Source organism: Buchnera aphidicola str. APS (Acyrthosiphon pisum) (genome assembly GCF_000009605.1).
GTDB classification, from domain to species: domain Bacteria; phylum Pseudomonadota; class Gammaproteobacteria; order Enterobacterales; family Enterobacteriaceae; genus Buchnera; species Buchnera aphidicola_I.
Window position 1 is genome coordinate 574,806 of record NC_002528.1, and the last position, 26,649, is coordinate 601,454.

25 protein-coding genes, 3 tRNA genes and 1 pseudogene are annotated in these 26,649 nt (G+C 26.0%); 12 read left to right on the forward strand and 17 right to left on the reverse strand.

Annotated features, from left to right (window positions below; genetic code table 11):
- The first annotated feature begins 59 nt into the window (after positions 1–59).
- Positions 60–144 (forward strand) — tRNA-Ser (locus BU_RS02810).
- A 17-nt stretch (positions 145–161) separates the two neighbouring features.
- Here BU_RS02810 and deoD read toward each other — a convergent pair.
- From deoD to BU_RS02835, 5 genes are all read right to left on the reverse strand, one after another.
- Positions 162–866: a purine-nucleoside phosphorylase gene (gene deoD / locus BU_RS02815; protein WP_010896154.1), complete on the reverse strand. Its 705-nt coding sequence runs from the start codon at positions 864–866 to the stop codon at positions 162–164.
- Between the two features lie 43 nt (positions 867–909).
- Positions 910–2,133 carry a phosphopentomutase gene (locus BU_RS02820; RefSeq protein ID WP_010896155.1) on the reverse strand — a complete coding sequence of 408 codons (1,224 nt, stop codon included), beginning with the start codon at positions 2,131–2,133 and terminating at the stop codon, positions 910–912.
- Between the two features lie 57 nt (positions 2,134–2,190).
- Positions 2,191–3,771, reverse strand: a complete 1,581-nt coding sequence (locus BU_RS02825) for a peptide chain release factor 3 (protein WP_010896156.1) — start codon at positions 3,769–3,771, stop codon at positions 2,191–2,193.
- A gap of 1,110 nt (positions 3,772–4,881) precedes the next feature.
- Complete coding sequence (locus BU_RS02830; RefSeq protein WP_010896157.1) at positions 4,882–5,460, reverse strand: NfuA family Fe-S biogenesis protein; 579 nt, start codon at positions 5,458–5,460, stop codon at positions 4,882–4,884.
- 612 nt (positions 5,461–6,072) lie between these two features.
- Positions 6,073–6,588, reverse strand: coding sequence for a single-stranded DNA-binding protein (locus BU_RS02835; RefSeq protein ID WP_009874495.1), 516 nt, complete (start codon positions 6,586–6,588; stop codon positions 6,073–6,075).
- Between the two features lie 669 nt (positions 6,589–7,257).
- Between BU_RS02835 and dnaB the strand changes: the two genes are divergently transcribed.
- The 5 genes from dnaB to hemW all read left to right on the forward strand — a co-directional run bounded on the left by dnaB (position 7,258) and on the right by hemW (position 12,175).
- Positions 7,258–8,655: a replicative DNA helicase gene (dnaB, locus tag BU_RS02840; RefSeq protein ID WP_009874496.1), complete on the forward strand. Its 1,398-nt coding sequence runs from the start codon at positions 7,258–7,260 to the stop codon at positions 8,653–8,655.
- Between the two features lie 246 nt (positions 8,656–8,901).
- Complete coding sequence (gene gshB, locus BU_RS02845) at positions 8,902–9,864, forward strand: glutathione synthase (RefSeq protein WP_010896158.1); 963 nt, start codon at positions 8,902–8,904, stop codon at positions 9,862–9,864.
- A 10-nt stretch (positions 9,865–9,874) separates the two neighbouring features.
- Positions 9,875–10,282 (forward strand): Holliday junction resolvase RuvX, encoded by a 408-nt coding sequence (gene ruvX / locus BU_RS02850; protein WP_010896159.1) that lies wholly within the window; start codon positions 9,875–9,877, stop codon positions 10,280–10,282.
- Positions 10,283–10,399: 117 nt separating this feature from the next.
- Positions 10,400–11,002, forward strand: coding sequence for a YggS family pyridoxal phosphate-dependent enzyme (locus BU_RS02855; RefSeq protein WP_009874499.1), 603 nt, complete (start codon positions 10,400–10,402; stop codon positions 11,000–11,002).
- A gap of 42 nt (positions 11,003–11,044) precedes the next feature.
- Positions 11,045–12,175: a radical SAM family heme chaperone HemW gene (gene hemW / locus BU_RS02860; protein WP_009874500.1), complete on the forward strand. Its 1,131-nt coding sequence runs from the start codon at positions 11,045–11,047 to the stop codon at positions 12,173–12,175.
- A gap of 6 nt (positions 12,176–12,181) precedes the next feature.
- On the opposite strand, the gene trmB is transcribed toward hemW, so the two are convergent.
- Positions 12,182–12,901 (reverse strand): tRNA (guanosine(46)-N7)-methyltransferase TrmB, encoded by a 720-nt coding sequence (gene trmB, locus BU_RS02865; RefSeq protein ID WP_009874501.1) that lies wholly within the window; start codon positions 12,899–12,901, stop codon positions 12,182–12,184.
- A gap of 97 nt (positions 12,902–12,998) precedes the next feature.
- Here trmB and mutY point away from each other — a divergent pair, with 97 nt between their 5' ends.
- From mutY to murI, 3 genes are all read left to right on the forward strand, one after another.
- A complete protein-coding gene (gene mutY / locus BU_RS02870) occupies positions 12,999–14,051 on the forward strand; it encodes an A/G-specific adenine glycosylase (RefSeq protein WP_010896160.1) in 1,053 nt (350 codons plus the stop codon).
- 19 nt (positions 14,052–14,070) lie between these two features.
- Positions 14,071–14,304 (forward strand): oxidative damage protection protein, encoded by a 234-nt coding sequence (locus tag BU_RS02875; RefSeq protein WP_029585621.1) that lies wholly within the window; start codon positions 14,071–14,073, stop codon positions 14,302–14,304.
- Between the two features lie 93 nt (positions 14,305–14,397).
- The gene (gene murI, locus BU_RS02880) at positions 14,398–15,186 is read left to right on the forward strand and encodes a glutamate racemase (protein WP_010896161.1); all 789 of its coding nucleotides are present in this window, start codon (positions 14,398–14,400) and stop codon (positions 15,184–15,186) included.
- Here murI and sbcB read toward each other — a convergent pair.
- Positions 15,183–16,699: pseudogene (gene sbcB, locus BU_RS02885) on the reverse strand (exodeoxyribonuclease I). The gene murI and the pseudogene sbcB overlap by 4 nt on opposite strands.
- On the opposite strand from sbcB, the gene BU_RS02890 reads away from it, so the two are divergent.
- A complete protein-coding gene (locus BU_RS02890; protein WP_009874506.1) occupies positions 16,698–17,006 on the forward strand; it encodes a DUF496 family protein in 309 nt (102 codons plus the stop codon). The pseudogene sbcB and the gene BU_RS02890 overlap by 2 nt on opposite strands.
- Positions 17,007–17,014: 8 nt before the next feature.
- On the opposite strand, the gene BU_RS02895 is transcribed toward BU_RS02890, so the two are convergent.
- Positions 17,015–17,087 (reverse strand) — tRNA-Asn (locus BU_RS02895).
- A gap of 134 nt (positions 17,088–17,221) precedes the next feature.
- Between BU_RS02895 and BU_RS02900 the strand changes: the two genes are divergently transcribed.
- Positions 17,222–17,294 (forward strand) — tRNA-Ile (locus tag BU_RS02900).
- Positions 17,295–17,387: 93 nt separating this feature from the next.
- The gene (gene pyrE, locus BU_RS02905) at positions 17,388–18,029 is read left to right on the forward strand and encodes an orotate phosphoribosyltransferase (protein ID WP_009874507.1); all 642 of its coding nucleotides are present in this window, start codon (positions 17,388–17,390) and stop codon (positions 18,027–18,029) included.
- 11 nt (positions 18,030–18,040) lie between these two features.
- On the opposite strand, the gene dut is transcribed toward pyrE, so the two are convergent.
- The 9 genes from dut to hflK form a co-directional block, all read right to left on the reverse strand.
- Positions 18,041–18,505, reverse strand: a complete 465-nt coding sequence (gene dut, locus BU_RS02910) for a dUTP diphosphatase (RefSeq protein ID WP_009874508.1) — start codon at positions 18,503–18,505, stop codon at positions 18,041–18,043.
- Positions 18,506–18,548: 43 nt separating this feature from the next.
- The gene (gene cysQ, locus BU_RS02915; protein WP_029585623.1) at positions 18,549–19,298 is read right to left on the reverse strand and encodes a 3'(2'),5'-bisphosphate nucleotidase CysQ; all 750 of its coding nucleotides are present in this window, start codon (positions 19,296–19,298) and stop codon (positions 18,549–18,551) included.
- Positions 19,299–19,332: 34 nt separating this feature from the next.
- Complete coding sequence (gene rplI / locus BU_RS02920) at positions 19,333–19,785, reverse strand: 50S ribosomal protein L9 (RefSeq protein WP_009874510.1); 453 nt, start codon at positions 19,783–19,785, stop codon at positions 19,333–19,335.
- A gap of 48 nt (positions 19,786–19,833) precedes the next feature.
- Positions 19,834–20,061 (reverse strand): 30S ribosomal protein S18, encoded by a 228-nt coding sequence (gene rpsR / locus BU_RS02925; RefSeq protein ID WP_009874511.1) that lies wholly within the window; start codon positions 20,059–20,061, stop codon positions 19,834–19,836.
- A gap of 125 nt (positions 20,062–20,186) precedes the next feature.
- A complete protein-coding gene (gene rpsF / locus BU_RS02930) occupies positions 20,187–20,528 on the reverse strand; it encodes a 30S ribosomal protein S6 (RefSeq protein ID WP_009874512.1) in 342 nt (113 codons plus the stop codon).
- Positions 20,529–20,693: 165 nt separating this feature from the next.
- A complete protein-coding gene (rnr, locus tag BU_RS02935; protein WP_014498791.1) occupies positions 20,694–22,889 on the reverse strand; it encodes a ribonuclease R in 2,196 nt (731 codons plus the stop codon).
- A gap of 129 nt (positions 22,890–23,018) precedes the next feature.
- Positions 23,019–24,320 (reverse strand): adenylosuccinate synthase, encoded by a 1,302-nt coding sequence (locus BU_RS02940; protein WP_009874514.1) that lies wholly within the window; start codon positions 24,318–24,320, stop codon positions 23,019–23,021.
- A 49-nt stretch (positions 24,321–24,369) separates the two neighbouring features.
- Positions 24,370–25,302, reverse strand: a complete 933-nt coding sequence (gene hflC / locus BU_RS02945) for a protease modulator HflC (protein ID WP_010896164.1) — start codon at positions 25,300–25,302, stop codon at positions 24,370–24,372.
- A gap of 2 nt (positions 25,303–25,304) precedes the next feature.
- Positions 25,305–26,525, reverse strand: coding sequence for an FtsH protease activity modulator HflK (gene hflK, locus BU_RS02950; RefSeq protein WP_010896165.1), 1,221 nt, complete (start codon positions 26,523–26,525; stop codon positions 25,305–25,307).
- Positions 26,526–26,649: the final 124 nt, after the last annotated feature.

A 26,649-nucleotide genomic window follows, 5' to 3' on the forward strand; every position in this document is an offset into this window, starting at 1 on the left:
AGAATATTAAAGGTTATTTTTACTATTCTTCTATTATAGTAAATATATATATAAAAAATGGTGAGGTGTCCGAGAGGCTTAAGGAGCACGCCTGGAAAGCGTGTATATGGAAACGTATCAAGGGTTCGAATCCCTTTCTCACCAAAAAAAATAAAACACTTTTATAAAACAGATTCCAAGGCTAGTTCAATCATATCATTAAAACTTGACTCTCTTTCCTTTGATGAAAGAAACTCTTTATTTGTAATATGATCAGATACTGTACATATCGATAATGCTTGAACTTTTAATTCAGAAGCCACTCCATATATTCCCGCAGTCTCCATGTCAACTCCAATAATATTATATTTTTTTAAAATATTTAGCATTTTTTTATCATCATTATAAAAAGAATCTGTTGTAAAAAAATTACCAATGGAGACTTTTATTTTCATTTTTTTTGAAATTGAGACTATATTATAAATCATATCAAAATCTGCAATGGCAGCAAAGTCATGATCATTAAATCTTATTCTATTTACTTTAGAATCAGTAGAAGCTCCCATACTGATTACTATATCACGTAACTTTATATCATCTCGTACAGCACCACAAGTTCCTATACGAATAATTTTTTTTACATTAAATTCAATAATTAACTCTCTGGTATAGAGAGAAGCTGATGGTATTCCTATACCATGACTCATGATTGAAATCTTTCTATTTTTATAAAATCCGGTATAAGCTAACATTAAACGAGTATCATTTACTTGAACAAAATTACTTAAATATTTTTCAGCAATATATTTTGCACGAACTGGGTCTCCCGGCATTAAAACTATATCTGAAAAATCATCTTTTTTACTATTAATATGTGGAGTAGACATTAATTTTTTCCTTTTTCAATATAAAAAACTATACTTGAAAATTTTAAAGCATATTTTGACCATAAGACATATCAGTCAAAAGAAAATATTTTGCAATAGTTTGTCCTATATCCGCAAAAGTTTTACGATGACCTAAAAAATTTTTTTTGATACCAGGTGAATAGATTAATACAGGAACGTTTTCTCGAGTATGATCAGTTCCTATCCATGTTGGATCACACCCATGATCCGCAGTTAAAATTAATAAATCATTTTTTTGAACTAAACTTATTATTTCAGATAATCTAGAATCAAAAAGTTCTAAACCTTTGGCATATCCCGAAACATCACGACGATGCCCCCAGTTTGAGTCAAAATCTACTAGATTTGTAAAAACAATGGTATTGTTTAAAGCTTTTTTCATTTCATGAATAGTTGTACTACATAGTTCATAAAGTCCAGTAGATTTTATATTTTTACTTATCCCTATTCCACCATAAATATCAGAAACTTTACCAATTGCAATTACTTGTCCTTGTTTTTCATCTATTAATTTTTTTATTACTGTCGTAGCGAAAGGTTTTATTGAAAAATCACGTCTATTACCTGTACGTTGAAATTGTAATTTATCATTTCCAATAAAAGGTCTTGCAATTACTCTTGCTACTTTGTAATTGTATCGATCTAAAATAAAACGAACAGTTTTGCATAATTTATAAAGATTTGATAAACCAAAAAACTCTTCATGACATGCTATTTGAAAAACAGAATCTGATGAAGTATATACAATAGGTTTTTTTGTTTGAATATGTTCTTCTCCTAAACGACTTATAATATCAGTTCCTGATGCATGACAGTTTCCAATAAAACCTGTTAATTCAGACCTTATGATAATTTTTTCTAGCAAACTTTCAGGAAAACTATTCTGTTTTTCTTTAAAATAATACCAATCATCTAGAACTGGAACTCCTGCAATTTCCCAATGTCCTGACGTGGTATCTTTTCCAGAAGAAATCTCGCTAGCAAAACCATAACTAGCAATAACATTAGAACTATAATTAAATCCTAGAGGATATTGTCCCGTAGATTCTTTAGCTGCATTAATTATTCCTAATTTTACTAAATTTGGAATACATAAAACACCCTTTCTTCCTACATTTGCTTCGCCTAAAAAACACTTTTCTACTATATGTCCAAATGTATTTGAACCAACATCATTAAACTTATCAGCATCAGGACTCGATCCTATTCCAAAAGAATCCAAAACAATTAAAAAAACTCTCTTCATAATTAAAATTCCAAAAATTTATCAAAAAAAATAGCTATCTTTTTGATTTTTTAAATACTACTGCTCTCGTGTTGCATTAAAAGAAATATCAGAATTCTGACTCATGACTATATTTAAATTAGCAGAGCTAGGTGCTAAATATATTAAACTATTAGAAATATCATATGCTAAATAAGAACTGTAACTTTTTTTTAAATTATAAAGGCTGTGATGATTTCCATAATTAATCCAGCGTGCAAGAACAATATTTACTTTTTTATATACTGCATCAATATTATATTCTATTCTTAAACGTTCAATAACAACATCAAATTGTAATATTCCAATAGCACCTAAAATTAAATCATTATTAAGAATCGGACGGAATACTTGAACAGTGCCTTCTTCAGACAATTGAACTAAACCTTTTTTTAATTGTTTTTGTTTGAGAGGATTTTTTAAATAAATAAGACGAAAAATTTCTGGTGCAAAACTTGGTATACCAATAAACTTTATTTCTTCCCCTTGTGTAAAAGTATCTCCGATCTTAATTGTACCATGATTATGAAGACCTATAACATCACCAGGATAAGCTTTATTTATTGATATTCTCTCTCCAGCTAAAAAAGAAAAAGCATCGGAAATGATTATATTTTTTTTTATTCTTACATGTGTTAATTTCATTCCTTTTGTATACTGTCCTGAAACAATTCTCATAAATGCTATTCTATCACGGTGTTTTAAATCCATATTAGCTTGAATTTTAAATATAAAACCTGTAAACTTTCTTTCTTGAGGTTTTATTATCCTTTTGTTACTTTGACGATATAATGGAGAAGGGGCCCATTTTATTAAACTATCTAACAAATGATCAATACCAAAATTACCAAGAGCACTACCAAAAAAAATAGGAGTAGTAATACCTTTTAAAAATTTTTCCTTATTAAATTTTGAATATACATTCATGATTAATTCTAATTCTTGACGAATATGTATAGATAAGTCGGCTCCTAAGTATTCATTTAATGAACCATCTAAAAAACTATCTAAAGTTAAAAAATTTTTTCTAAATTTACTTTTATATAAATGAATTATTTTATCATAAATGTGATAAACTCCTCGAAAATTCTTTCCACAACTTATTGGCCAACTAATAGGAATACAGTGTAATTTTAATTCTTTCTCAATTTCATCAAGAATTTCTATTGGATCTCGACTATCGCGATCTAATTTATTAATAAAAGTAATAATGGGAGTGTTGTGAATACGCGCAACATCCATTAGTTTTCTAGTTCGTTCTTCTATACCTTTAGCAGCATCAATTACGACTAAACAGCAATCTACGGCAGTAAGAATACGATATGTATCTTCCGAAAAATCTTGATGACCAGGGGTGTCTAATAAATTCATTAAAATATTTTTGTATGTAAATTGCATAACTGAAGTTGTTATAGAAATTCCACGTTCTTTTTCAATATTCATCCAATCTGATTTAGCGTATTTTCCACTTCCTCTCCCTTTTATTGTTCCAGGAACACGAATTACTTTTCCAAAAAATAACATTTTTTCAGTAATAGTAGTTTTTCCAGCATCAGGATGAGAAATAATTGCAAAAGTTCTTCTTTTACTTAATTCCTGTTCATGATTTGAATCAAACATGTAGATACTCATTTAAAACACTTAATATTAAATCATCGTATAAAATATAATACATAAAAAAGTATTATCTATCTAATGAAATAATCTTAAGAATTAAATTTTAATTTTATTAAATGTAATACTTTCATGATCTTGAGAACATAATACTCATAAATAAGAGTTAATGAATAAATAAAAAACTTATATATATTGCATATACAGATCGAACTAACAGTATAAAAAAAATACAAATATAGGCGTCTTTCTATTTCTTAAATATTTTAAAAAACCTAAAAAAACCGAATTTTTATAGTAGAAAAAGACTAATTTTTATTGTAAAAGAATGTTAACTATTAATTAATTCTCCTGATATATCATGAGCAAAATGAAAAAATCATCTCAGATGACACAGAAAAAACTTAAAAAAATTAGTAATTATATATAAACTAGTTTACAAATTTCTCTATCAGAAATATAATCTGATAGTCGTGAGAATGCGTTGAACCCATTTCTCTCATAGTTTCAAACTATCCTATTAATACAGCAACTTTATTTTTTCATTAAGAACTATTAAATAAAAAAATAGAATAACTACATCGTCTACCTATATTTTTGATTCTTTTTTCTGTTATGAAAAACACTCTTAGAAGAAGTAAATATTAGTTACATTTATAAAAAGTAAAATAACAAGCAAAACAAAATCAAAGAATATAAAATAGCACCTTAACTTATTAGCATAATCACAATTTATCCGCGCGTTTCCAGAAAGGTAATTCAAAATCTTTTATAGCCGTAAAAATATTGATTTCATATATATAAAGAAAAAGAAACGCACCTAAAAGTAGAAGTTTTTTGAAAGAACAATATCTTTCTGGACATAAAAAACATTATTATGCTTATAAATTTGACACAATTTGTATCTGTAAGAGTAAATATGAATCGATATATAAAAAAAGGATCTTACAAAAGTTGAAAAAACTAGTAGATGGGATTTATTTAACAGAAGAATTTTCTTTAACTAAATTGCATTGCTTTTCGGTTAAAACATCTTAAAAAAATTTATATTACAGTAAAAAATAATTTAATTAGTGAATTCACGCATATTTCGTGGCATCAGCAATATTTTTCAAATTAATAAAATGAATGTTGTCCGTGCAGATGATGTGTCTCATCATAAACTTTTTTTATTTCAGAAAAAGAAGATAATAATTTCTTCTCGACTGTTTCTTTTAAAGTTGATCCAATCATTGAGCAGCCATTACAGCCTCCACTAAATTGTATTGCAGCAATTCCATTTTTATCTATTTTAATTAATTCAACTCTTCCTCCGTGCATTGATAACTGAGGATTGATTTCTAAATTTAAAAAACATTTTACTTTTTCTTCCAGTGATGATGAAACTTTTTTAGAAAAATTATTTTTAGCATATGGAGCTTTTAATGTTAATTGAGATCCAATTTTATCAGTAACAAGATCGATCACTGAATTTTTTAAATAAGAAATTGTGTCTTTATTTACGTACACAAAAAATCCATCGTATTTTAATTGAATATCAGATAGTTCTATTTCATTTTCTGGACAAAATGCAACACCGCATTCTGCATTAGGTGTACCCGGATTGACTATAAAAACACGTATTTGAGTATTTTCGGGTTCATTTGATAAAAGTGATGTAAAATGTTCTTGTGCTTTTTTGGAGATATTAATCATAATAGTTATTTAAAAAAGTTTTTATTTCATAGATTATACTACTGATTTATTAAAAAAAACAAGACATTTAAGTTATAAATAAATATTTTCTTTAAAAGAAAATACTTTAGTTAATAAAAACACAAAAAATCAATATCATTATATGTAGTTGATAAAAAAATCTAGAATTTGATTTTTTTATTATTAAAAATATGAAATTTTTACTTAACATTGTATATGTTAAAAAATTACTTAATACAAATAAAATAAAAATTTATCTTTATCAAAGATAGATAAAACAATTAAATTGTTATAGTAGAATATATCTAAAAAGTTTATTGATTGAAAAAAATAATATTAAAAGAAAATAAAAATATTTTTACATTGAAAAACAGATCAGAAAAAATATATTATTTTTTTATCTAAACCTAATTGGAAATAATTAAAAAATAATTAAAAAAAGAGTCTTCAATTCATTGATATATAAAATATAAAATGCACTTAATGCTGATTTGAATAACATTAAGAAGAAAAAATAATTTACTCTTCAAAAATAGTTCATAAGGATTATGAAAAAATGCGTTGCCCCAAAAAATTGGGGCTTTTTATTGATTTGATTATTAAAATTTTTCATTAAAAAGGAATTTCATCATCAAAATCTATTTCCGAAGGAGAATGAGTTAAATCTTTATTCGATTCATGTGTTTCTATCTTTTTATCAAACTCTACTGCATCTGTTTTTTTTATTTTTATTCCGGTACTGTTTTTGTCATTTACCGTCATTGCCTGCAAGTTAGAATTACGATTGCCTAACATTTGCATTGTACCACCAATATTTACAATAATTTCTGTTGTATAACGTTCTAGTCCATTTTGATCTTGCCATTTTCTAGTTTGCAACGATCCTTCAATATACACTTGAGAACCTTTTCGAAGATATTCACCAGCAATTTCAGCTAATTTTCCAAATAAAACTATTCTATGCCATTCTGTTTTTTCTTTATTTTCACCAGTATTTTTATCTTTCCAGTTCTCTGAAGTAGCTAAAGTCATATTTACTACTGCATTACCATTAGGCATATAACGAACTTCGGGATCTTGACCTAAATGACCAATAAGAATAACTTTATTTACACCTCTACTTGCCATAACAAAAACTCCATTTTTTAAATTTCATCTAAAATACATTTCAATATGTAAAATGAAATTATACATGTTAAATATTTTATTTAGTATAATTTAATCTATAAAAATGCTATATTATTCTTTGAAAACTTTAAAATATATTAAATATTAACTTCTTATTATTTCTCGTCATTAATTTAAAATAAAAAAATTTTATAATTTTTACATCGTACATTTGAAAAATAATATTCGTATTGAAAATAATTCGATGTTTCAATGTAAAAAATTACCTATAAATTTTGTTAAAACATTTATAATTTTTTAAATAATAACATTATTATAAGTTTAATAATTTTTAAAATTATATTCCTTTCTAAAATAAATCAAAAATATAAATATAATATTTTAAAAGATGAATATTAAAATATTATATAAAAAAATAGCTATTTCTGATTAAAATAATATTTAAAAAAATCTATTATTTGTATACATTATAGTCTAATAATAAAAAAAGAAAAAATCATTTAAAACAAGTACTAACAGTTCATATTAAATATATTTAATGATTTTTTATTTTTATAATTTAGACAAAAAAAAATAAAAAAATTTTCAAAAAATGACTCAAATAGATCAATCCATAGATGGTGTATTATTGCAATATTACGATATAATTTCACATAGATTCACTAAATAATGGTATATGCAATAAATATGGCTAAAGATAAATTATATTTAAATCAAATTAACAGATTAAAAATCCCACCACATTCTTTAGAAGCAGAACAATCGGTATTAGGTGGGTTGATGTTAGATAATGAACAATGGGATAGCGTTTCAGAACATGTAGTTGCTGATGATTTTTTTAGTAAACCCCATCGCTTGATCTTCCAAGAAATGCAAAAACTTCTCGATCTAGGATATCCAATAGATTTAATTACTCTATCTGAATCTTTAGAACAAAAAGGAAAATTAGAAAGTGTAGGAAGATTTTCTTATCTAGCTGAACTTTCAAAAAACACTCCTAGCACTGCAAATATTACTGCATATGCTGATATAGTAAGAGAGCGCGCAATAGTAAGAGAAATGATATTAGTAGCAAATAAAATAGCTAATGCTGGATATGATACACAAGGACGAAAAAGTGAAGAATTATTAGATTACGCAGAATCAAGTGTCTTTAAAATTGCAGAAAAACGTTTCAAAAAAGACTCAGGACCAAAAAATGTTGAACAAATTCTTGATGAAACTGTTGCTAGTATTGAAAAATTATTTCTATCACCTCATGACGGCGTGACGGGAATTAATACAGGATATCAAGATTTAAATAAAAAAACATCAGGATTACAGCGTTCTGAACTTATCATTATTGCAGCAAGACCCTCCATGGGAAAAACAACATTTGCAATGAATTTATGTGAAAATGCTGCTATGCTTTATGATAAACCTGTATTAATATTTAGTTTAGAAATGCCTGGAGAACAAATTATGATGCGTATGTTAGCATCTTTATCTAGAGTCAATCAAGCACGAATTAGGACTGGACAATTAAACAACGAAGATTGGGCGCGTATTTCTGGGACTATTAATATTCTTCTTAAGAAAAAGAATATCTATATTGATGACTCATCAGCATTAACTCCAAGTGAAGTCCGTTCAAGAGCTCGTCGTATTTATCGTGAAAATAATGGATTAACTTTAATTATGGTGGACTATTTACAATTAATGAGAGTCCCTTCTTTATCCGAAAACCGTACTCTTGAAATTGCAGAAATATCTAGAACATTGAAAGCATTGGCAAAAGAACTACAGGTTCCAGTAATAGCATTATCACAACTTAACCGATCTTTAGAACAAAGATCTGATAAAAGACCAGTAAATTCAGATTTACGTGAATCAGGATCTTTAGAACAAGATGCAGACTTAATAATGTTTATATATCGCGATGAAATTTATAATGAAAATAGTGACTTGAAAGGGATAGCAGAAATTATAATAGGAAAACAGAGGAATGGACCAATTGGAACAGTTCGTCTAACTTTTAATGGACATTGGTCTCGATTTGACAACTATTCTGGTCAAAAATATGATTAAATATGAATATTTTTAAAATATTTTCATGATTTAAAAATAAAAATTATAGTTGTCAAAAAATATTTTTTTAATTATTTAATAATTAAGAATTAATTTTTAATTAATACATTGTTTAAATATTAAAGACCATTAAATTTTATAAAATTAAAATTTTTATGAAAATAAGTACATTAATATATTTTAAAAAAATAATTAAAATAATATTATCTATTTTTAAAAAATTGTTCAATTAAAAAGATAAAATATATGTCTAAAAAAATAAGTTTAAAGATTGGAATATTAATGGATTCCATTGAATCAATTAACATTAAAAAAGATTCAAGTTTTGCTATTTTACTAGAAGCACAAAAAAGAAATCATATTATTCACTACATGGAAATGAATGATCTTTATTTAAGAAAAGAACAAGCATTTGCAAGGACTCGTTTAATAAAATTAATAAAAAATACACAAAAATGGTATCAATTTATTAAACAACAAAGTATTTCTTTGAGTGAGTTAGATGTTATTTTAATGCGTAAAGATCCACCGTTTAATACTGAATTTATTTATTCAACATATATTTTAGAACGTGCAGAAGAAACAGGTGTTTTGATAATTAATAAACCGAAAAGTTTGCGAGATTGCAACGAAAAAATATTTACATCATGGTTTCCTGATCTAATTACTGATACTTTGGTAACAAGAAATATATTTCAGATACGTCAATTTTGGGAAAAATATCAAGACATTATAATAAAACCATTAGACGCAATGGGTGGTGCTAATATCTTTCGAATAAAAAAAAACGATCCTAATTTTTCAGTTATTGTTGAAAACATGACAAATTATGAAAGAAAATACTGCATGGTTCAAAATTACTTACCAGAAATCAAGTTAGGTGACAAAAGAATTTTAATTATCAATGGCAAACCTATACCTTGGTGTGTAGCTAGAATAGCACGAATTGGAGAGACGAGAGCTAACTTAGCCGCGGGGGGGGAAGGAAAAATACAGTCCTTAAGTGAGACAGATTGGAAAATAGCAAATTATTTATCTCCCACTTTAAAGAAAAGAGGATTAATTCTTGTTGGATTAGATGTAATAGGTGATAAACTAACAGAAATAAATGTTACGAGTCCAACATGTATTTGTGAAATAGAATCGCAAAAAAATATTTCTATTACCGGAATGTTGTTAGATTATATTGAAAAAAAAGTATGTTTGTAGAGATCATAAAATGATAGTAATTGCATTTGATTTTGGTATAAAAAAAATTGGAGTAGCTGTAGGAGAAAATATAACTAAAAAAGGAAGACCTTTAAGTGTTTTAAATGCTCAAAACGGATGTCCAAATTGGCAACTCGTAAAAAATTTAATACAATATTGGCAACCTCAATTTATCGTTGTAGGTTTACCCTTAAATATAAATGGCACAAAACAAAAAATTACTAATAAATCAGAAAAATTTGCTAATTTATTAAAATATAAATTCAATATTGTTGTTAAAATGCATGATGAACGCTTAACTACTGTGGAAGCAAAATCAATAATATTCAAAAAAAATGGTTTTAAAGGATTAAAAGAAGAAAAAATTCACTCTTGTGCTGCCGTCATTATATTAGAAAGTTGGTTCAATCAATATTAATTTAAAATGTAATTATAAAAAACTATTTTAACAGGAGAAGAATATGAATAGTATTCATCTTAATTTTAAATCTATAAAAAAAAAATACAAGATATTATAAAAAACAATAATCTTCCTTTGAAAAAAATAACAATCATCGCAGTAAGCAAGAATCGAAATATCAATAATATTGAAGAAGCAATACGATCTGGAATTAATAATTTTGGAGAAAATTACCTACAAGAAAGTCTTATTAAAATAGAAAATTTAAAAAAGTACAAAAATATTACATGGCATTTTATTGGAAAAATACAGTCTAACAAGACTAAAAAAATAGCTCAAAATTTTTCTTGGTGTCAAACAGTTGACCGAGAAAAAATCGCGGTTTTATTAAACAAATTTAGACCCAAAAATTTACCACCAATAAATGTGTTGATACAAATTAATAATCTTAAAGAATTACAAAATAATAGATATATAGATCAATACCAAGAATTAGCACAACTAATCTTATCAATGCCTAATCTAAATTTAAGAGGGATTATGGCCGTTCCTTCAATAAAAACAAATGTTATTGAAAACAATTTACAATACGAAAAAATAAAAACTATATTTAATCGATTTAAAAGACAATATTCATCAGTAGATACTCTATCATTAGGAACGAGTGTTGATATAAAAGAATCACTACTTGCTACAAGTAATATGGTAAGAATTGGACGTAATATTTTTAATATATAAAAAATTTATTTGTTTAAATCAATATAAAAAGATGAAATTATTATGTTTACATTGCCTCCTATTAGTCTGTATATTCATATCCCGTGGTGTCTAAAAAAATGTGGATATTGTGATTTTTACTCCTATGTTAGTAAAGAAATCATTCCTGAAAATAAATATATAGAACATTTATTAAGAGACTTTGAAAGGGACCTATCTCTAATTAATAACAGAAACATTAATACTATTTTTATTGGTGGTGGAACACCTAGTTTATTAAAAAATACATCAATAAAAAATTTATTGAATGGTATTAAAAAAAGAAAGATAATTTCTAAAAATATAGAAATTAGTATAGAAGCTAATCCTAAAACGCTAGAATATCAAAATTTTATTCAATATAAAAATTCAGGTATTAATCGCTTTTCTTTAGGTATTCAAACATTTAATTCAAAAATGCTAAAAAAAATAGAACGTACATATAATTCAAAAGATGCGATGAATGCAATCATAGAATCAAAAAAAATTAGTGATAATATTAATTTAGATTTAATGTATGGTTTACCTGGTCAGTCATTAGAAGAGGCATTATCAGATTTACAGATCGCAATTCAATGCAACCCATCTCATATATCATGGTACCAACTAACAATCGAACCTAATACTGTATTTTATGCAAAAAAAATACAAACACCTCATCAAGATGTAGTATTTAATATGTTGATTGAAGGAGATAAGCTATTAAAAAAAGCTGGATATAAAAAATATGAAATATCATCATATTCGAAATTCAACTATCAATGTCAACATAATCTAAATTATTGGAATTTTGGAGATTATATAGGAATAGGCTGCGGTTCTCATGGTAAAATTACGCAAAAAAATGGGGAAATTATTAGAACTATTAAAAACAAAAACATAAATGATTTTTTAAGTGGAAAATATATCAATTCTGTATATCAAGTGTCTAAAAGAGATAAAATATTCGAATATTTTATGAACGTTTTTAGACTATATAAACCTATTTTCAAAAAACATTTCAGAGAAAACACTAATATAGAAGAAAGTTTTATAGAAAAAAATATTCAAATCGCTATACAAGAAGGATTCTTAATTAATCAATCAGATTGTTGGCATACAACAAAAAAGGGAAAGAATTTTTTAAATTCGCTATTAGAAATATTTTTAAAATAAAAAATACTATTTTTTTAGTTGAAACATCAAATCAAAAATTTTTTTACCTTGTAGCAATCCTTTTTTTTCAAATTTAGTTATTATACGAGAAACGGGACGTTTTACAAAATTATTTTTTTCAGATAAATTTTTATAATTTTTAATATCTTTTATTTCGTCTAATATATAAAAAGCATATGATTCTGAATCTGTAGCAATATGTAATATACCATCTATTATTAATTTTTTTGTAATAATTTTTAAAAAAATATTTTTTAAAAGTCTTCTCTTATGATGACGTTTTTTATGCCAAGGATCTGGAAAAAAAATTTGTACTTTAGACAAAGTATCGTCTGGAATCATATTGTACATAACTTCAGTTGCATCATAATAAATAATTCTTAAGTTTTGAATTTGATAAGAAGATGCATAGTGCAAACAAGATCCTATTCCTGATTTATATACTTCTATTCCTAAAAAATTTTTCTCAGGAAAATTCATAGCAGTTTTAACTAAAGATTCTCCTGAACCAAAACCAATTTCTAATATTATTGGAGCACGATGCTTGAATATAGATGAAAAATTTAATGCATTTAATTGGAAATCAACACCAATTAAAGACCAATATTTTTTAATTGCACTTAATTGAGATGTCGTTGTACGACCTTTTCTACATACAAAACTATGAATTTGACGCAAAAAAACACCTTCAAGATTATATCTCGGAGTTATAATATTATTTTTCATATTTTATCTAATAATTTAATTTAAATAATAGCAGCATATTAATATTTTTTTAAAAAACACATACTCAAATATTTATAAAAAAACGGCTTATATTATAATGACAAAATATATTTTTTCACAACTAGTTTTAAACTGGTACCACAAAAATGGCAGAAAAGACTTGCCATGGCAAATAAATAAAACATTATATACAGTTTGGATATCTGAAATAATGTTGCAACAAACTACAGTAAAATCTGCCATTCCTTATTTCAAAAAATTCATACTAAATTTTCCAAATATTAAATCTTTAAATGATAGCAAATTAGACGACGTTTTATATTTATGGAGTGGTCTTGGATACTATAATAGAGCTAAAAATATTTATAAATCGGCGCAAATTATTAAGAAAAAATATAAAGGAATATTTCCGGATCAATTTTCAAATATTATTCAATTGCCTGGGATCGGACGATCTACAGCAGGAGCTATTTTATCGTTATCATTAAATTTTTTTTATCCTATTTTAGATGGAAATGTAAAAAGAATTCTAGTACGCTACTATGGAATCTCAGGTTTATTAAAAGATAAAAAAATCGAAAAAAAGTTATGGAATATAATTGAATCGATTACCCCAATACATAACACTGGTAAATTCAATCAAGGCATGATGGATATAGGGGCATCAATTTGTATATCGATAAAACCAAAATGTACAATTTGTCCATTAAAAAAAGAATGTATTGCTCAAATAGAAAAAAAATGGGAAAAATACCCTTTAAAAAATATAAAAAAAACACTTCCTCAAAAAATATCTTGGTTTATTATCATCAAACATGAAAATAATTTTTGGCTAAAAAAAAATACAGAACAAGAAATTTGGAAAGAATTATTTTGTTTTCCAAAATTTAAGAACAAAGAGGAAGCTTTAATTTGGTTGAAAGAAAAAAAAATAAATATAAATACATGTGAAAATATGATATCATTTTTTCATAAATTTAGTCATTTTATTTTGCATATTAATCCAATCTTAATTAGATTACCTTATATTTCAGAGTTTTTTAAAGAAAACCATAAAAAAATCTGGTATAACTTAAAAAATCCTCAACATATAGGACTACCGAGACCGGTACAGAAAATACTTGAAAATTTTAAAAAAAATATTTTTTAAAAAAAGGAGTATTAAAATTATGAATCGAATTATTTTTTGCACATTTTTTAAAAAAAAGTCTGAAGGTCAAGATTTTCAATCCTACCCAGGTAAATTGGGAAAAAAAATATATGACCAAATCTCAAAAAAAGCATGGGAGAAATGGATAGAAAAACAAACTATCTTAATTAATGAAGAAAATCTTAATATGTTTAACTTAGAACATCGTAAAAAAATTGAAAAGTATATGAAATTATTTTTATTTAAAAAATAAAAAGCAAATAGAAAATAATTTCTTTGAATTTTTAAAACATTTTCTAACATAAACAATGTCTAATATTAATTATTTTACAAAAAAATTCTTACAGTGCTTATATTTGATTCTGGCGTCGGTGGATTATCTATACTAAAAAATATAAAAAAAATTCTACCAAACATTCATTATATTTATATGTTAGATAATGAATCCTTTCCTTATGGGAATAAAACAGAATTTTTTATCATCCAGAGAAGTATAAAAATAATTCATACAATAAAAAAAATTTACCCTATTAATGTTGTGGTGATAGCTTGTAATACAATCAGCACTGTAGCTCTATCTATTTTAAGAAAAAAATTTGATATTCCTATTTTTGGAATATTCCCTCATATAAAAGCTGCAGAAAAAATAACTAAAAATAAAATCATTGGTTTGATAGCAACCAAAGCAACAATTAATTCTAGTTATACTCAAAAGATAATATATGAATATTCTTGTTCTAACACTATAAAAATAATAGGTACAAATAAATTGGCTGTAATAGCTGAAAAAAAAATTCGAGGAGTAGCAGTCTCGCAAAAAAAATTAAAAAATATTTTTAGACCGTGGATAAATCTTCCAACATGTCCCGATACTATTATATTAGGATGTACTCATTTTTCATTATTAGAAAAAGAAATTAAAAATATTCTATATAAAACGCGATCAGTTTACTTTATTGATTCAATAAAAAAAGTGATTTTTCAGATTGAAAGTTATTTAAAAACATCAAATGTTAATCAAAAAATAAAAAAAAATATTTTTTTATATTCAAAAAACAATAATAATTTAAAGAAACTATTATCGTTTTTAAAACAATATAAATTTACAGTAATAAAACATATTAATTTGAATTAATATTTTTCAAAAAACAATTTTTTATACTTTTGAAAAGAAAAATCTAATAATTGTTTTAATAACACTACTTTTTCTGTATTATTAGAATATTTTTTTAATAGAAATTGAATATTGTTTTTATATTCTTGAAAAGAAACTGGATTTAAAACATTCATACAATGTTTTAACCATATTTTTTTTTCATTATCATCTAATGTATAAAAAAATTACGAGCACGATAACGGAAAAATAAATTTTTTAAACGAGAATCATGAAAATTACAAAAAATATGTTTTAAAAAAACTGGATCAGTATTTCTGATGATTTGTATTTTTTTTTTATCTTTTGAATTAAAAAAACCATTATATATTTCTAAATCAACATTAAAAAATTGATTAGTATTATTATTTTTAGAGAAAATAATCTTTATATTTTGAATAAAAAACATATTTTTTTTAATTAATTCAATCTTTTTATTTAATGAAAATCTATGAAAGTTCAATCGATTATAATCTTCTTTTCTAATTACTTGAATTGGAGCCAAAATAGGACAACGATTTAAGTGCAATAATACTACCCCTGAATCGAGTAAATTTTTGATAAAAATACTATCAAAACATATTTTTTTGCACATATTTATTAGTGTTTTAATATCTTTAAATAAATCAATAGCGATTAATATATTACTATTGTTTTCATGCCATGCTATAGGAAGTATACAACTCATATTATGATAGATAGCGCCAAAATAAGCGGAAATATAAATTATTGGTTGAAAATTCCTTAAATCAATTAATTTATATAATTCATTTTTTTTTCTTATTTTAAAAAAAAAGTCAAAAAGTCTAGGTTGTTTTTTCTTGACAAGCTTTGCTATTTCAATAGTCGCATAAACATCTGAAACAGCATTATGTGCATTTAAATGAACAATATTGTTTGTCTTTGTTAAATCTGATAGTTTAAAACTTGTTAATCCTAATTCGTTTTTAGGCCAGTTTATACCAGTGGGTCTGAGCGCATAACAAGCTCGTAATAAATTCAATATATCCCAACGAGAATTTCCGTTTTTCCAACTCCATTCATAAGGGTCAAAAAAATTTCGATAAAATATATTTCTTGTAATTTCATCATCAAAATTAATATTATTATAACCAACAACACAAGTATTCGATTGCATTAAAATATCATATATTTTTTGAGAAAAATTATATTCATTAGTTCCATTTTTTTCTGTATATTGAGGGGTGATATGAGTAATTAAAACAGAACCGGGGTCAGGTAAATAATCATCTGACGGAAAACAGTAAAAATACTGCGGATCATCTATTATATTTAAATTTATGTCTGTTCTGATACATGCAAATTGAGCGGGTTTATCTAAAGCTGTATGTATCCCAAAAGTTTCATAATCATAAAATAAAAAATTAGGTGTTTTTTTTTGGAATTGTATCATTTTAAATTTCAATAAAATAATTAAATAAAATATTGAATCCTTAGAAAATAAATTCAATTGATAAAAAAGGTTTCTCAACATGTCAGATACAAAAAAATCATTTAAAAACGTATTAGAATTCGTACATAAGTTTAGAAGAAAAAATAAAATTAAAAGAGAAATTAGTGATATTGAAAAAAAAATAAGAGATAATCAAAAGAGAATATTACTTCTAGATAATCTTATCCAATATATTACGTTGGACATGAATTATGAAGAAATCAAAAAAATAATTTTTATGATGAAAAGTGATTATGAAGACCGAATAGATGATTATATTGTTAAAAATGCCGAGCTATCTAAGGAAAAAAGAAATTTATCAAAAGAATTAAAGTTTATTATTAAATAAAAATTTTTCTCCTCCGACTGGATTCGAACCAGTGACATACGGATTAACAGTCCGCCGTTCTACCAACTGAACTACAGAGGAATTAAAATATATATACCAAAAATTTTTATGTGTGTCAAATATATAAAAATTTTTTTTTAAAAAAAAATAAAATTTCTAAAAGAATTCTAGATTATTATAAAAAATTGATTTATAGTAATAAGGTTGAAAAATATGGCCCTTTAGCTCAGTGGTAAGAGCAGGCGACTCATAATCGCTTGGTCGCTGGTTCAAATCCAGCAAGGGCCATAAATAAAAATAAAATTATTCTAATTTTTAATTTAAGTTTTTATATATAAAATTTGCTGGGAAATGTTTAAAATTAATTAGGATTCAATTTTTATGGACTGGAAGAAAGAATTTATTGATTTTTCTTTTAAAAAAAAAGTACTAAAGTTTGGAGTTTTTCAATTAAAATCAGGACGAATTAGTCCCTATTTTTTTAATTCAGGACTACTATCTACAGGGATAGATATTATTAAAATTGGTTTATTTTATGCTCGCTCTATAATAGATTCGAAAAATAAATTCGACGTTTTATTTGGACCGGCATATAAGGGAATCCCTATAGCTGTAGCCACTTCCATAGCCTTAAAAAATCACTATAATTTAAACGTACCATACTCTTTTAATCGAAAAGAATATAAAGAACATGGAGAAAAAGGCGATCTCATTGGAAGCACAATATACAAAAAAAGAGTTATTATTTTAGATGATGTAATTACATCGGGAACTGCAATACATCATTCCATTAAAATAATTGAGAAACAAGAAGCAAGTATTTCTTCGATATTCGTACTTTTAGATCGCAAAGAAAAAGGAATAAGAAAGTTATCTACTATCAACCATTTTAGAAATCAAAAAAGTTATAAAATAATTTCAATTATTACAATCGACGATCTAATAGAATATGTATTAGAAGATAAAAAATTAAAAGAACATATACCACAATTAATAAAATACCGTGAAAAATACGGCATATAAAAATTTTTTTACTAAATTACTCCGGATACTCCAGAATGACCAAATCCCTTTTTAGAACGGGAAGTTTCATTAAAATTTTTTACTAATAAAAAACACGGCCTAATGATTGGGACAAATATTATTTGCGCCACTCTATCATGCGGGTTAACGTAAAAATCTTGATCACTACGATTCCAGAGAGATATCATCAATTGACCTTGATAGTCAGAATCAATTAAACCAACTAAATTACCTAGTACAATACCTTTTTTATGACCTAGTCCAGACCTAGGCAAAATTAACGCTGTAATATTAGGATTAGCAATATATATAGCTATACCAGTAGGAATTAAAATAGTTTTATGGGCTTTTAGTTTTACTGTTTCATCTAAACAAGCTCTAAGATCTAAACCAGATGATCCTAAAGTTGCATATGAAGGTAAAGAAAAATTATTTTTCATACGTGAATCTAAAATTTTTATTTCAATATTGCTCATAATAAAATTATATCTTTCTTCAAATTAAATTGTTAAATTAAAATTATAATGCGGACGCATAAAAACCAGAATTAATAAAAGAAACACGTGAAGACAATGAATAATTTAAATTGCCGCCTGTCCATGTTTGTACTTTTCCACCAGCCGCTATAACAATAGCATGACCAGCGGCAGTATCCCATATATGAGTATCACCAAATCTGGGATAAATTTGAGCAGTTCCTTCTGCTATTAAGCAAAATTTTAGTGATGAACCCATTTTTTTTATTTTACAACATTTTATTTTTTCTAAATAATTTTTCAAGGTTTCATTAGGATGTGAACGGCTAATCACTAATAATGGTGCTTCTGCTTGAGCAACATTAATCTTTTTCTTTGATCCAAATTTTTCTTCTTTCCACGCGTTGTCATAAAAAGCAGAATATAGAACATCAAAAAAGGGAGCGTATATTACACCGAGTATAGGGACACCGTATTCGATCAAACTAATATTAACTGTAAATTCACCATTTTTTTTTAAAAATTCTTTAGTTCCATCTAACGGATCAACTAACCAATAACTATTCCAATTACGACATATTTCAAAATTATATGATTCTTCTTCAGAAATAATTGGAATTTGAGGAGAAATTAATGAAAGTCCTTTTTTGATGATATTATTGGCTGCATAATCAACATCGGTGATGGGAGTGTTATCTGGTTTATATGAAACATTTATAAATTTTTGAGAATTATAAAGTTTCATAATACAATGACCTGCAGAACGTGCTAATTGACAAATTTTATCTAACATTTTACGCCATATATTATTAATAGTATCAAAAAAATTAATTTTTTGCAATTATTTTCACAATGAAATTAATAGAGACTTTACTGTGCGGCTGAAAAACAACTATATGCTCACCAACTTGACGTAGTAAACCGTTAGGTAATCGTATTTCTTTTTTATTAATTTTAATACCTAACAATATGATCTCTTTAATGATGTTTCTGACTCCTACTGAACCAAATATCTTACCTTCCTTTCCAACTTTAGATAAAATTGTTATAGAATTTATTTTTTTTAATTTTTCCGCTCTTGACTGTGCTATAAGAAGCTCGTTAATCTTTTCTTTTTCTAATGCTATACGTTGAGCTTCAAAAGATTCAATATTTTTTTTATTCGCTAAAATTGCTTTACCTTTGGGAATTAAGAAATTTCTTGCATAACCAGATTTGACATTGATGACTGCACCTGAATCACCTAGTTTTTTTATTTTAGATAAAAGAATTACTTCCATAATTTATTATCCCTTGTTTTATAATGTAATAATTTTAAAATATTATCTTTAACGATGTTGATCAGTATAAGGAAGTAAAGCTAGATAACGTGCTCGTTTAATAGCTCTAGATAATTGTCTTTGATATTTTGCTCTAGTGCCAGTAATACGACTTGGAACAATTTTACCACTTTCTGTAATATAATTTTTTAAAACAGCAATATCTTTATAATCTATCTCTTGAACACCTTCTGCAGTAAAACGACAAAATTTTCTACGACGAAAATAACGAGCCATTTATTTTTCCTCTAAAATTATTTAGAATAATGAAATTTTTGTACTATTTTCTAATTATTCATATTGTAAATTTTTAATTTTATTAATATGTTTTATATTTTTTAACAAAAGGCTGGTATATGAAACTATTTTTTCTCTTTTTTATCATCTTTTAATTTTAAAATAGGTGATAGTTCGACTATTGCTTTTTTCACAGACATGATCATATTACGAAGGATGATGTTATTGAAACGAAAATCTGTTTCTAGAAGTGTGATAGTTTTAGGAAAAACTTCTATGTTCATTAAAATATAATGTGCTTTTTGTAATTTATTAATTGAATAAGATAGCTGACGTCTCCCCCAATCTTCTAATCTATGTATGATGCCATTGTTATCATTAATAATTTTTTTATATTTTTCTATAAGCAGTGGTATTTTGTCGCTTTGATCAGGATGAACCATAAATATTATTTCATAATGACGCATTAAAATGCTCCTTTTGGTTTTATTTAGCTTCCTCATAATATGAAATGTAATTTTATGCAAATTTTCAAGGAAACAAGGAACTTTTTTAAAATTACAGATGAATATTTTATACTATTTTAATTTTTTAAAAAAATCAATAATTTTTGATAAATTTAAAAACGAAAATCAACTAGATTTATATAAAGACAATTCTATTTTCTTTTCATTCAGATTAACAGAAATTACTTTTACTTTTAGAGCATCGCCAAGACAATAAGTATTCTTGGTAGATTTACCGATTAATTTTAATCCTAAAGAGTCAAAATAATAATAATCATCATTTAAAGAATTGATATGAACTAGTCCATCAATAAAAAACTGATTTAAGCGGACAAAAAAACCAAATGTAGTTACGTTAGAAATAACACCATTTAGTATACAACCGATTTTTTTATACATAAAATCACATTTCAACCAATCAATGACATCTCTATTTGCTTCATCTGCACGTCTTTCAGTTATAGAACAGTGTGCTCCTATTTTTTTTATTTCACCCGTACTATATAAATGAGCACTATAAAAATTATAATTACTTTTTGATGTATTTTTATCTTTAAATAACAAATATTTGATAACTCTGTGTAATATAAGATCGGGATAACGTCTAATAGGTGAAGTAAAATGAACATAACTAGATAGAGATAAACCAAAATGTCCACGATTATCTGGAGAGTATACAGCTTGCGTCATAGAACGTAATAATACAGTTTGTATCATTTCATATTCAGGACGATCAGAAACATTTTTTAATAAATTTGAATAGTGGACAGATTCAGGGGAATCCCCTCCTAACAATGTAAAACCTAATTCATTTAAAAATAAACGCAAACTAACAACATTATCTTTTTTAGGACGATCATGATTACGAAATAAAACAGGATATTTATATTTCTCAACAAAGCGAGCTGAAGCTACATTTGCTAAAATCATACATGATTCAATAAATTTATGTGCATCATTTCTAATATTTTGATAAATACTTTTAATTCGAAGGTTAGAATCTAAAACAAATTTAGGTTCTATATTTTCAAAATAAATACCTTTTTTAGAAATATTATCTTTATTAAAAATGTTCTGTAAACATGATAAATTTTCAATATCTTTTAAAAATTTTTTATATTTAGAACGTAGAAAAATATCGCCATTCCAGATTTTAAAAATCTCATTATACGTAAATCTTCCATGAGAACATATAATCCCTTCATAGTGTTTATAACTAATTAGTTCTCCTTGTTTTGATAAGCTCATTTCACATATTAAACATAAACGTTCTACATTAGGTTTTAAAGAACATAAATCAGTAGAAATTTTTTCTGGCAACATCGGAATCACTAATGAAGGAAAATATACAGATGTTCCTCTTTCTAATGCTGCTTTATCTAAAGGAGTATTAGGTTGGACATAACAGCTCACATCTGCAATAGCTACCCATAAAATCCAACCTTCTTCTGGATTTGCTTTTCTTTTACAAAAAACAGCATCATCAAAATCGCGAGCATCTTCATCATCAATTGTAAAAAAAGGGAAATGTCGTAAATCTGTACGATTTTTAAAATCATATTGATTTATTTTTCTACTAATTTCGTATACTTGTTTCTTTACTTCTTTTGACCATAAAGAAGGAATTAAGTGTGTACGCAGTGCTATCTCTATAGCTAAATTAGTACCCATTTCTTTACCAAGAATTTCTACTATAAATCCTTGTACTCTGCTATTTCTTATAGGATGTTGTTTTAATTTTACTGATACGATAGATCCTATAGAAATATCGTCTTTAATAGCTGAGAAAATAAAAATCTTAAAATTAAAACGCGTATCATCTGGAATTACAAATTTAATTTTATCATCAATATAATATCTACCAACAATCAATATATTGTTGGGTTGTAATAACTTTAAAAATCTTGCTGAACTCCTTCTTTTTCCATGAGTTTCGACTATATGTGCAAGAATAATATCGCCATGAATACAGGACTTCATCTGTTCTGATGACAACCATAAGTCTTCTTTTAATGTTTCTGTTCTCAGAAAACCATAACCATCTCTGTGTCCTATAACTTTTCCTTTGACAATTTTGAGGCTTTCAGGAGCAACATAACAACGATTACTAGTATATATTACTTGACCATCTCGTTCCATTGCTCTTAATCTTCGACGTAATGCTTTTTTTGATTCTTGATTATTAATACCGAATTTTTTTTCTAAATTTTTTTGACTTATCAGATCTTGAGATGTTCTCAGACATGATGAGATATATTCTCGACTTGGAATTGGATTTTTGTATCTTTTAGCTTCTCTTTTTTGGTAGGGATCTACTACCATATTTACTTCTCCATGTATATTGTTTATAATATAATTATACACTAATAAATTTAAATCGATTTCTTCTTATATATTTATTGAGAACGCAACTAAAATAGGAATTAATATTCAATATTTGATGTAAAAGTTTCATTTTTTAATAAAAAAAATATCTCTAACAAAAATAATATCAGAACGATCTGGTCCAGTAGAAATAATATCAACTGGAATTTGCGTGATTTCTTCTATACGATTTATATAATTACGTGCTTCATAAGGAAGATCTATAAGTTTTTTAATACCTAAAGTTTTTTTATTCCAGCCGGGATAAGTTTCATATATTGGTTCTATATTTTTCCATTCATCTATATCAGGAAAAGATATAATTTCTAAAGTATTAATATTTTTATAAGCTGTACAAATTTTTATTTCATGTAATCCATCTAATACATCTAATTTTGTTATACATAAACCAGATAAAGAATTAATACGGACTGATCGACATAAAGCGACTGCATCTAACCAACCAGTACGTCTTTTTCTACCCGTTGTTGAGCCAAATTCATGACCTTTTTTCGAAAAATGTTTATCTACATCATCAAACAATTCAGTAGGGAAAGGGCCATAACCAACTCTTGTAGAGTACGCTTTTGTTACACCAAGTATGTAATCTAAACTTTTAGAGCCTACTCCTGTTCCTGTAATAACACCACCAATAGTACTATTAGAAGAGGTGACATAAGGATATGTTCCATGATCAATATCTAAAAAACTACCTTGAGCTCCTTCAAAAATTATTTTTTTATTGCTCTGAATAGCTGTGTGTAAAATACTAGTAGTATCTTTAATCATATCATAAATTAAATCTATTGTTGGTAATAAGTCTCTTAAAATAATTTTATAATCAACAGGTTTATGTTTGTAAAAAGACACTAATTGATGATTATAATAATTGACTATTTTTTCTAAACGTATTGATAAAGTTTTTTCATTTTTTAAATCTCCAATACGCAAAGCTCTTCGTGCGATTTTATCTTCATATGCAGGCCCAATACCTCTACCTGTTGTACCTAGCGCACTAATTCCTAATTTTTTTTCACGAGCTATATCCATTTCGATATGGTATTGTAAAATTAAAGGAGAAGAATTAGAAATAAATAAACGTTTATGAACAAAAATATTATGTGTTTCTAACATTTTTATTTCTTTAATTAGCTCAAATGGAGAAACTACTACGCCATTCGCAATAATTCCGATTACATTTTTATGCAATAGTCCAGATGGAATTAAATGAAGAATAATTTTTTTGTCATTCACTACTAAAGTATGACCTGCATTGTGTCCTCCTTGGTATCTTACAACATATGAACTATCTTTGGTTAAACAATCTACTACTTTTCCTTTTCCTTCATCACCCCATTGCGTACCTAATATTACAATATTTTTATTCATTTTTGTATAATGCCTATTTATTAAATATTTTTAAATATCATGATTGAAATTATAAATTTTTAATGTTGATCATATTTTTAATATATCGAAAAAATTGACTATCTGAATCAATTAACATAATATTACGATTATTTTTAAAACTATTTTCATACGCGCGCAAACTACGAATAAAAAAGTAAAAATCTGGTTCTTTATTAAAATTTTTTGCAAATAATTTAGTTACTTCTGCTTCTCCCTGACCTTTTATTATTAAAGCTTCTTTTCGTGCTTCTGATAATATTATAGATACTTTATAATCTGCTGATGCACGTAATTTTTCCGCTTTCTCTTGTCCTTGAGAACGTTGACTTCTAGCTACAGCTTCTCTTTCAGCTCGCATCCGATTGTATATAGCATCAGAAACTTCAACAGGTAGATTAATTTGTTTAATACGTACATCTACGACGTGAATCCCTAGTGCATTCATACTGTTAACATTAATTAAAGAGCTCTTTTCTAAATTCATACTACCTTTATTTAATGAATTTAAAACATCAGTTGTTAATCTACCTCTTGAATCAGTAACAATTTCTTTAACATTAAGACGACCTATTTCAGAACGTAAACGATCACTAAATTTTCTTTTTAGTAATACTTCAGCTTGGAAAACATCTCCACCTCCAGTTGCCAGATAATAACGACTAAAATCATTAATACGCCATTTTATATATGAATCTACAATAAGATCTTTTTTTTCTTTCGTAACAAAACGATCGGCTTGATTATCCATGGTATGAATTCGTGCATCTAACATTTTCACTGTTTCTAAAAATGGCCATTTAAAATGTAATCCAGGATTATATACTACTGTCTTTAGTTCATTATTACGGAGAACTTTTCCAAATTGTAAAACAATACCACGCTCTCCTTCTTTTACAATAAAAAAAGAAGAAGACAATATAAGGAATAAAACACTAGATGCAAAAATAAGAATTTTGTTCATATTCATTCTCTTCCTATTTTCTTAAGATCGCTTCGAATAGAATTAATACGGCGTTGTTCTGAAATGTTATCAGGAGATAAAAAAGGAAAATAATTAGTATTTTTTACTTTTTTATTAAAAGGAGAATGATTTTTATTAATTTTTATATGATCTTTAAAATTTTTATTAGGTATTTTTATTTTAGAAAAAAAATTGTCTAAAGAGAAAAAAAACATTGGGTTATTATTTGTATCAATAAATATTTTTTTATTTTTTCTTAATAATCTCTCCATAGACTCTATATAAAGACGTTTTAATGTTATTTTTTTAGCTATTCTATACTCAGGTAAGATTTTAGAAAAACGAGCTACTTCTCCTTGAGCTTGTAGAATTATACGTGATGAATATGATTTAGCTTCTTCTAAAATTCTTTGTGCTTTGCCATTAGCTTTAGGTTTAACTTCATTTGAGTACGCTTCAGCTTCTCTTACATATTGCTCACGATTTTCACGTGCTGCAATTGCATCATCAAACGCAGCCTTTACTTCTTCAGGTGGTCTTGCTGTTTGAAAATTGACATCTAATATTGTAATTCCCATTTTATATGGTTTAATTGTGTTTTCAATTTCTTTTTGAGTATCACTTCGTACTAAAGTACGACCTTCTGTTAGTACTCGATCCATAGTTGAATGACCAATTACACCTCTTAATGCACTATCTGTTGCTTGACGCAAGCTATCATCTGGATAACAAACGGAAAAAAGATAATCAGCAGGATTAGTTATTTTATATTGTACATTCATCTCAACACGTACTACATTTTCATCAGCAGTTAACATGATACCTGACGTAGCTAATTCACGGACAGTTTCAACATTTACAGGTTTAACTTCATTAAAAAAAACAGGTCTCCAATTTAATCCTGGTTGTACTAAATGACTGAATTTACCGAAACTAGTAACAACGCCACGTTCAGCTTCTGTAATAGTATAAAAACCACTAACACCCCAAATAAAAAAACTTATAAATATTATTATTGAAAAGGGATAGGTTATTTTTTTTGATGAATTTGAAGAATCAGTTTTTTTAGTAATAATATTTTTAAGATTATATAAAAAGTTTTTTATATCTAATACAGTAGTTTTTTTTTCATGTTTGTTATCTGAACAGTTTTTACTTTTACTGTCCTTATTCCCCCACGGATCAAAATCAGGTTTATTATTATTTGGTTTATTCCAAACCATCGTGTACCTCATTTATTAGTTTTTTTACTAAAACAAATTTTAAAATAATTTAAAAGTTATATTTTTTTATCATTAGATCTGAAAAAAGATATAATTAAAATAAAACATCTTATACTTTTATAAG

Bases quoted from the DNA above. Each gene is read 5' to 3' on its own strand.
- deoD (WP_010896154.1), bottom strand. From the start codon at position 866: ATGTCTACTCCACATATTAATAGTAAAAAAGATGATTTTTCAGATATA.
- BU_RS02820 (WP_010896155.1), bottom strand. From the start codon at position 2,133: ATGAAGAGAGTTTTTTTAATTGTTTTGGATTCTTTTGGAATAGGATCG.
- BU_RS02825 (WP_010896156.1), bottom strand. From the start codon at position 3,771: ATGTTTGATTCAAATCATGAACAGGAATTAAGTAAAAGAAGAACTTTT.
- BU_RS02830 (WP_010896157.1), bottom strand. From the start codon at position 5,460: ATGATTAATATCTCCAAAAAAGCACAAGAACATTTTACATCACTTTTA.
- BU_RS02835 (WP_009874495.1), bottom strand. From the start codon at position 6,588: ATGGCAAGTAGAGGTGTAAATAAAGTTATTCTTATTGGTCATTTAGGT.
- dnaB (WP_009874496.1), top strand. From the start codon at position 7,258: ATGGTATATGCAATAAATATGGCTAAAGATAAATTATATTTAAATCAA.
- gshB (WP_010896158.1), top strand. From the start codon at position 8,902: ATGTCTAAAAAAATAAGTTTAAAGATTGGAATATTAATGGATTCCATT.
- ruvX (WP_010896159.1), top strand. From the start codon at position 9,875: ATGATAGTAATTGCATTTGATTTTGGTATAAAAAAAATTGGAGTAGCT.
- hemW (WP_009874500.1), top strand. From the start codon at position 11,045: ATGTTTACATTGCCTCCTATTAGTCTGTATATTCATATCCCGTGGTGT.
- trmB (WP_009874501.1), bottom strand. From the start codon at position 12,901: ATGAAAAATAATATTATAACTCCGAGATATAATCTTGAAGGTGTTTTT.
- mutY (WP_010896160.1), top strand. From the start codon at position 12,999: ATGACAAAATATATTTTTTCACAACTAGTTTTAAACTGGTACCACAAA.
- BU_RS02875 (WP_029585621.1), top strand. From the start codon at position 14,071: ATGAATCGAATTATTTTTTGCACATTTTTTAAAAAAAAGTCTGAAGGT.
- BU_RS02890 (WP_009874506.1), top strand. From the start codon at position 16,698: ATGTCAGATACAAAAAAATCATTTAAAAACGTATTAGAATTCGTACAT.
- pyrE (WP_009874507.1), top strand. From the start codon at position 17,388: ATGGACTGGAAGAAAGAATTTATTGATTTTTCTTTTAAAAAAAAAGTA.
- dut (WP_009874508.1), bottom strand. From the start codon at position 18,505: ATGAGCAATATTGAAATAAAAATTTTAGATTCACGTATGAAAAATAAT.
- cysQ (WP_029585623.1), bottom strand. From the start codon at position 19,298: ATGTTAGATAAAATTTGTCAATTAGCACGTTCTGCAGGTCATTGTATT.
- rplI (WP_009874510.1), bottom strand. From the start codon at position 19,785: ATGGAAGTAATTCTTTTATCTAAAATAAAAAAACTAGGTGATTCAGGT.
- rpsR (WP_009874511.1), bottom strand. From the start codon at position 20,061: ATGGCTCGTTATTTTCGTCGTAGAAAATTTTGTCGTTTTACTGCAGAA.
- rpsF (WP_009874512.1), bottom strand. From the start codon at position 20,528: ATGCGTCATTATGAAATAATATTTATGGTTCATCCTGATCAAAGCGAC.
- rnr (WP_014498791.1), bottom strand. From the start codon at position 22,889: ATGGTAGTAGATCCCTACCAAAAAAGAGAAGCTAAAAGATACAAAAAT.
- BU_RS02940 (WP_009874514.1), bottom strand. From the start codon at position 24,320: ATGAATAAAAATATTGTAATATTAGGTACGCAATGGGGTGATGAAGGA.
- hflC (WP_010896164.1), bottom strand. From the start codon at position 25,302: ATGAACAAAATTCTTATTTTTGCATCTAGTGTTTTATTCCTTATATTG.
- hflK (WP_010896165.1), bottom strand. From the start codon at position 26,525: ATGGTTTGGAATAAACCAAATAATAATAAACCTGATTTTGATCCGTGG.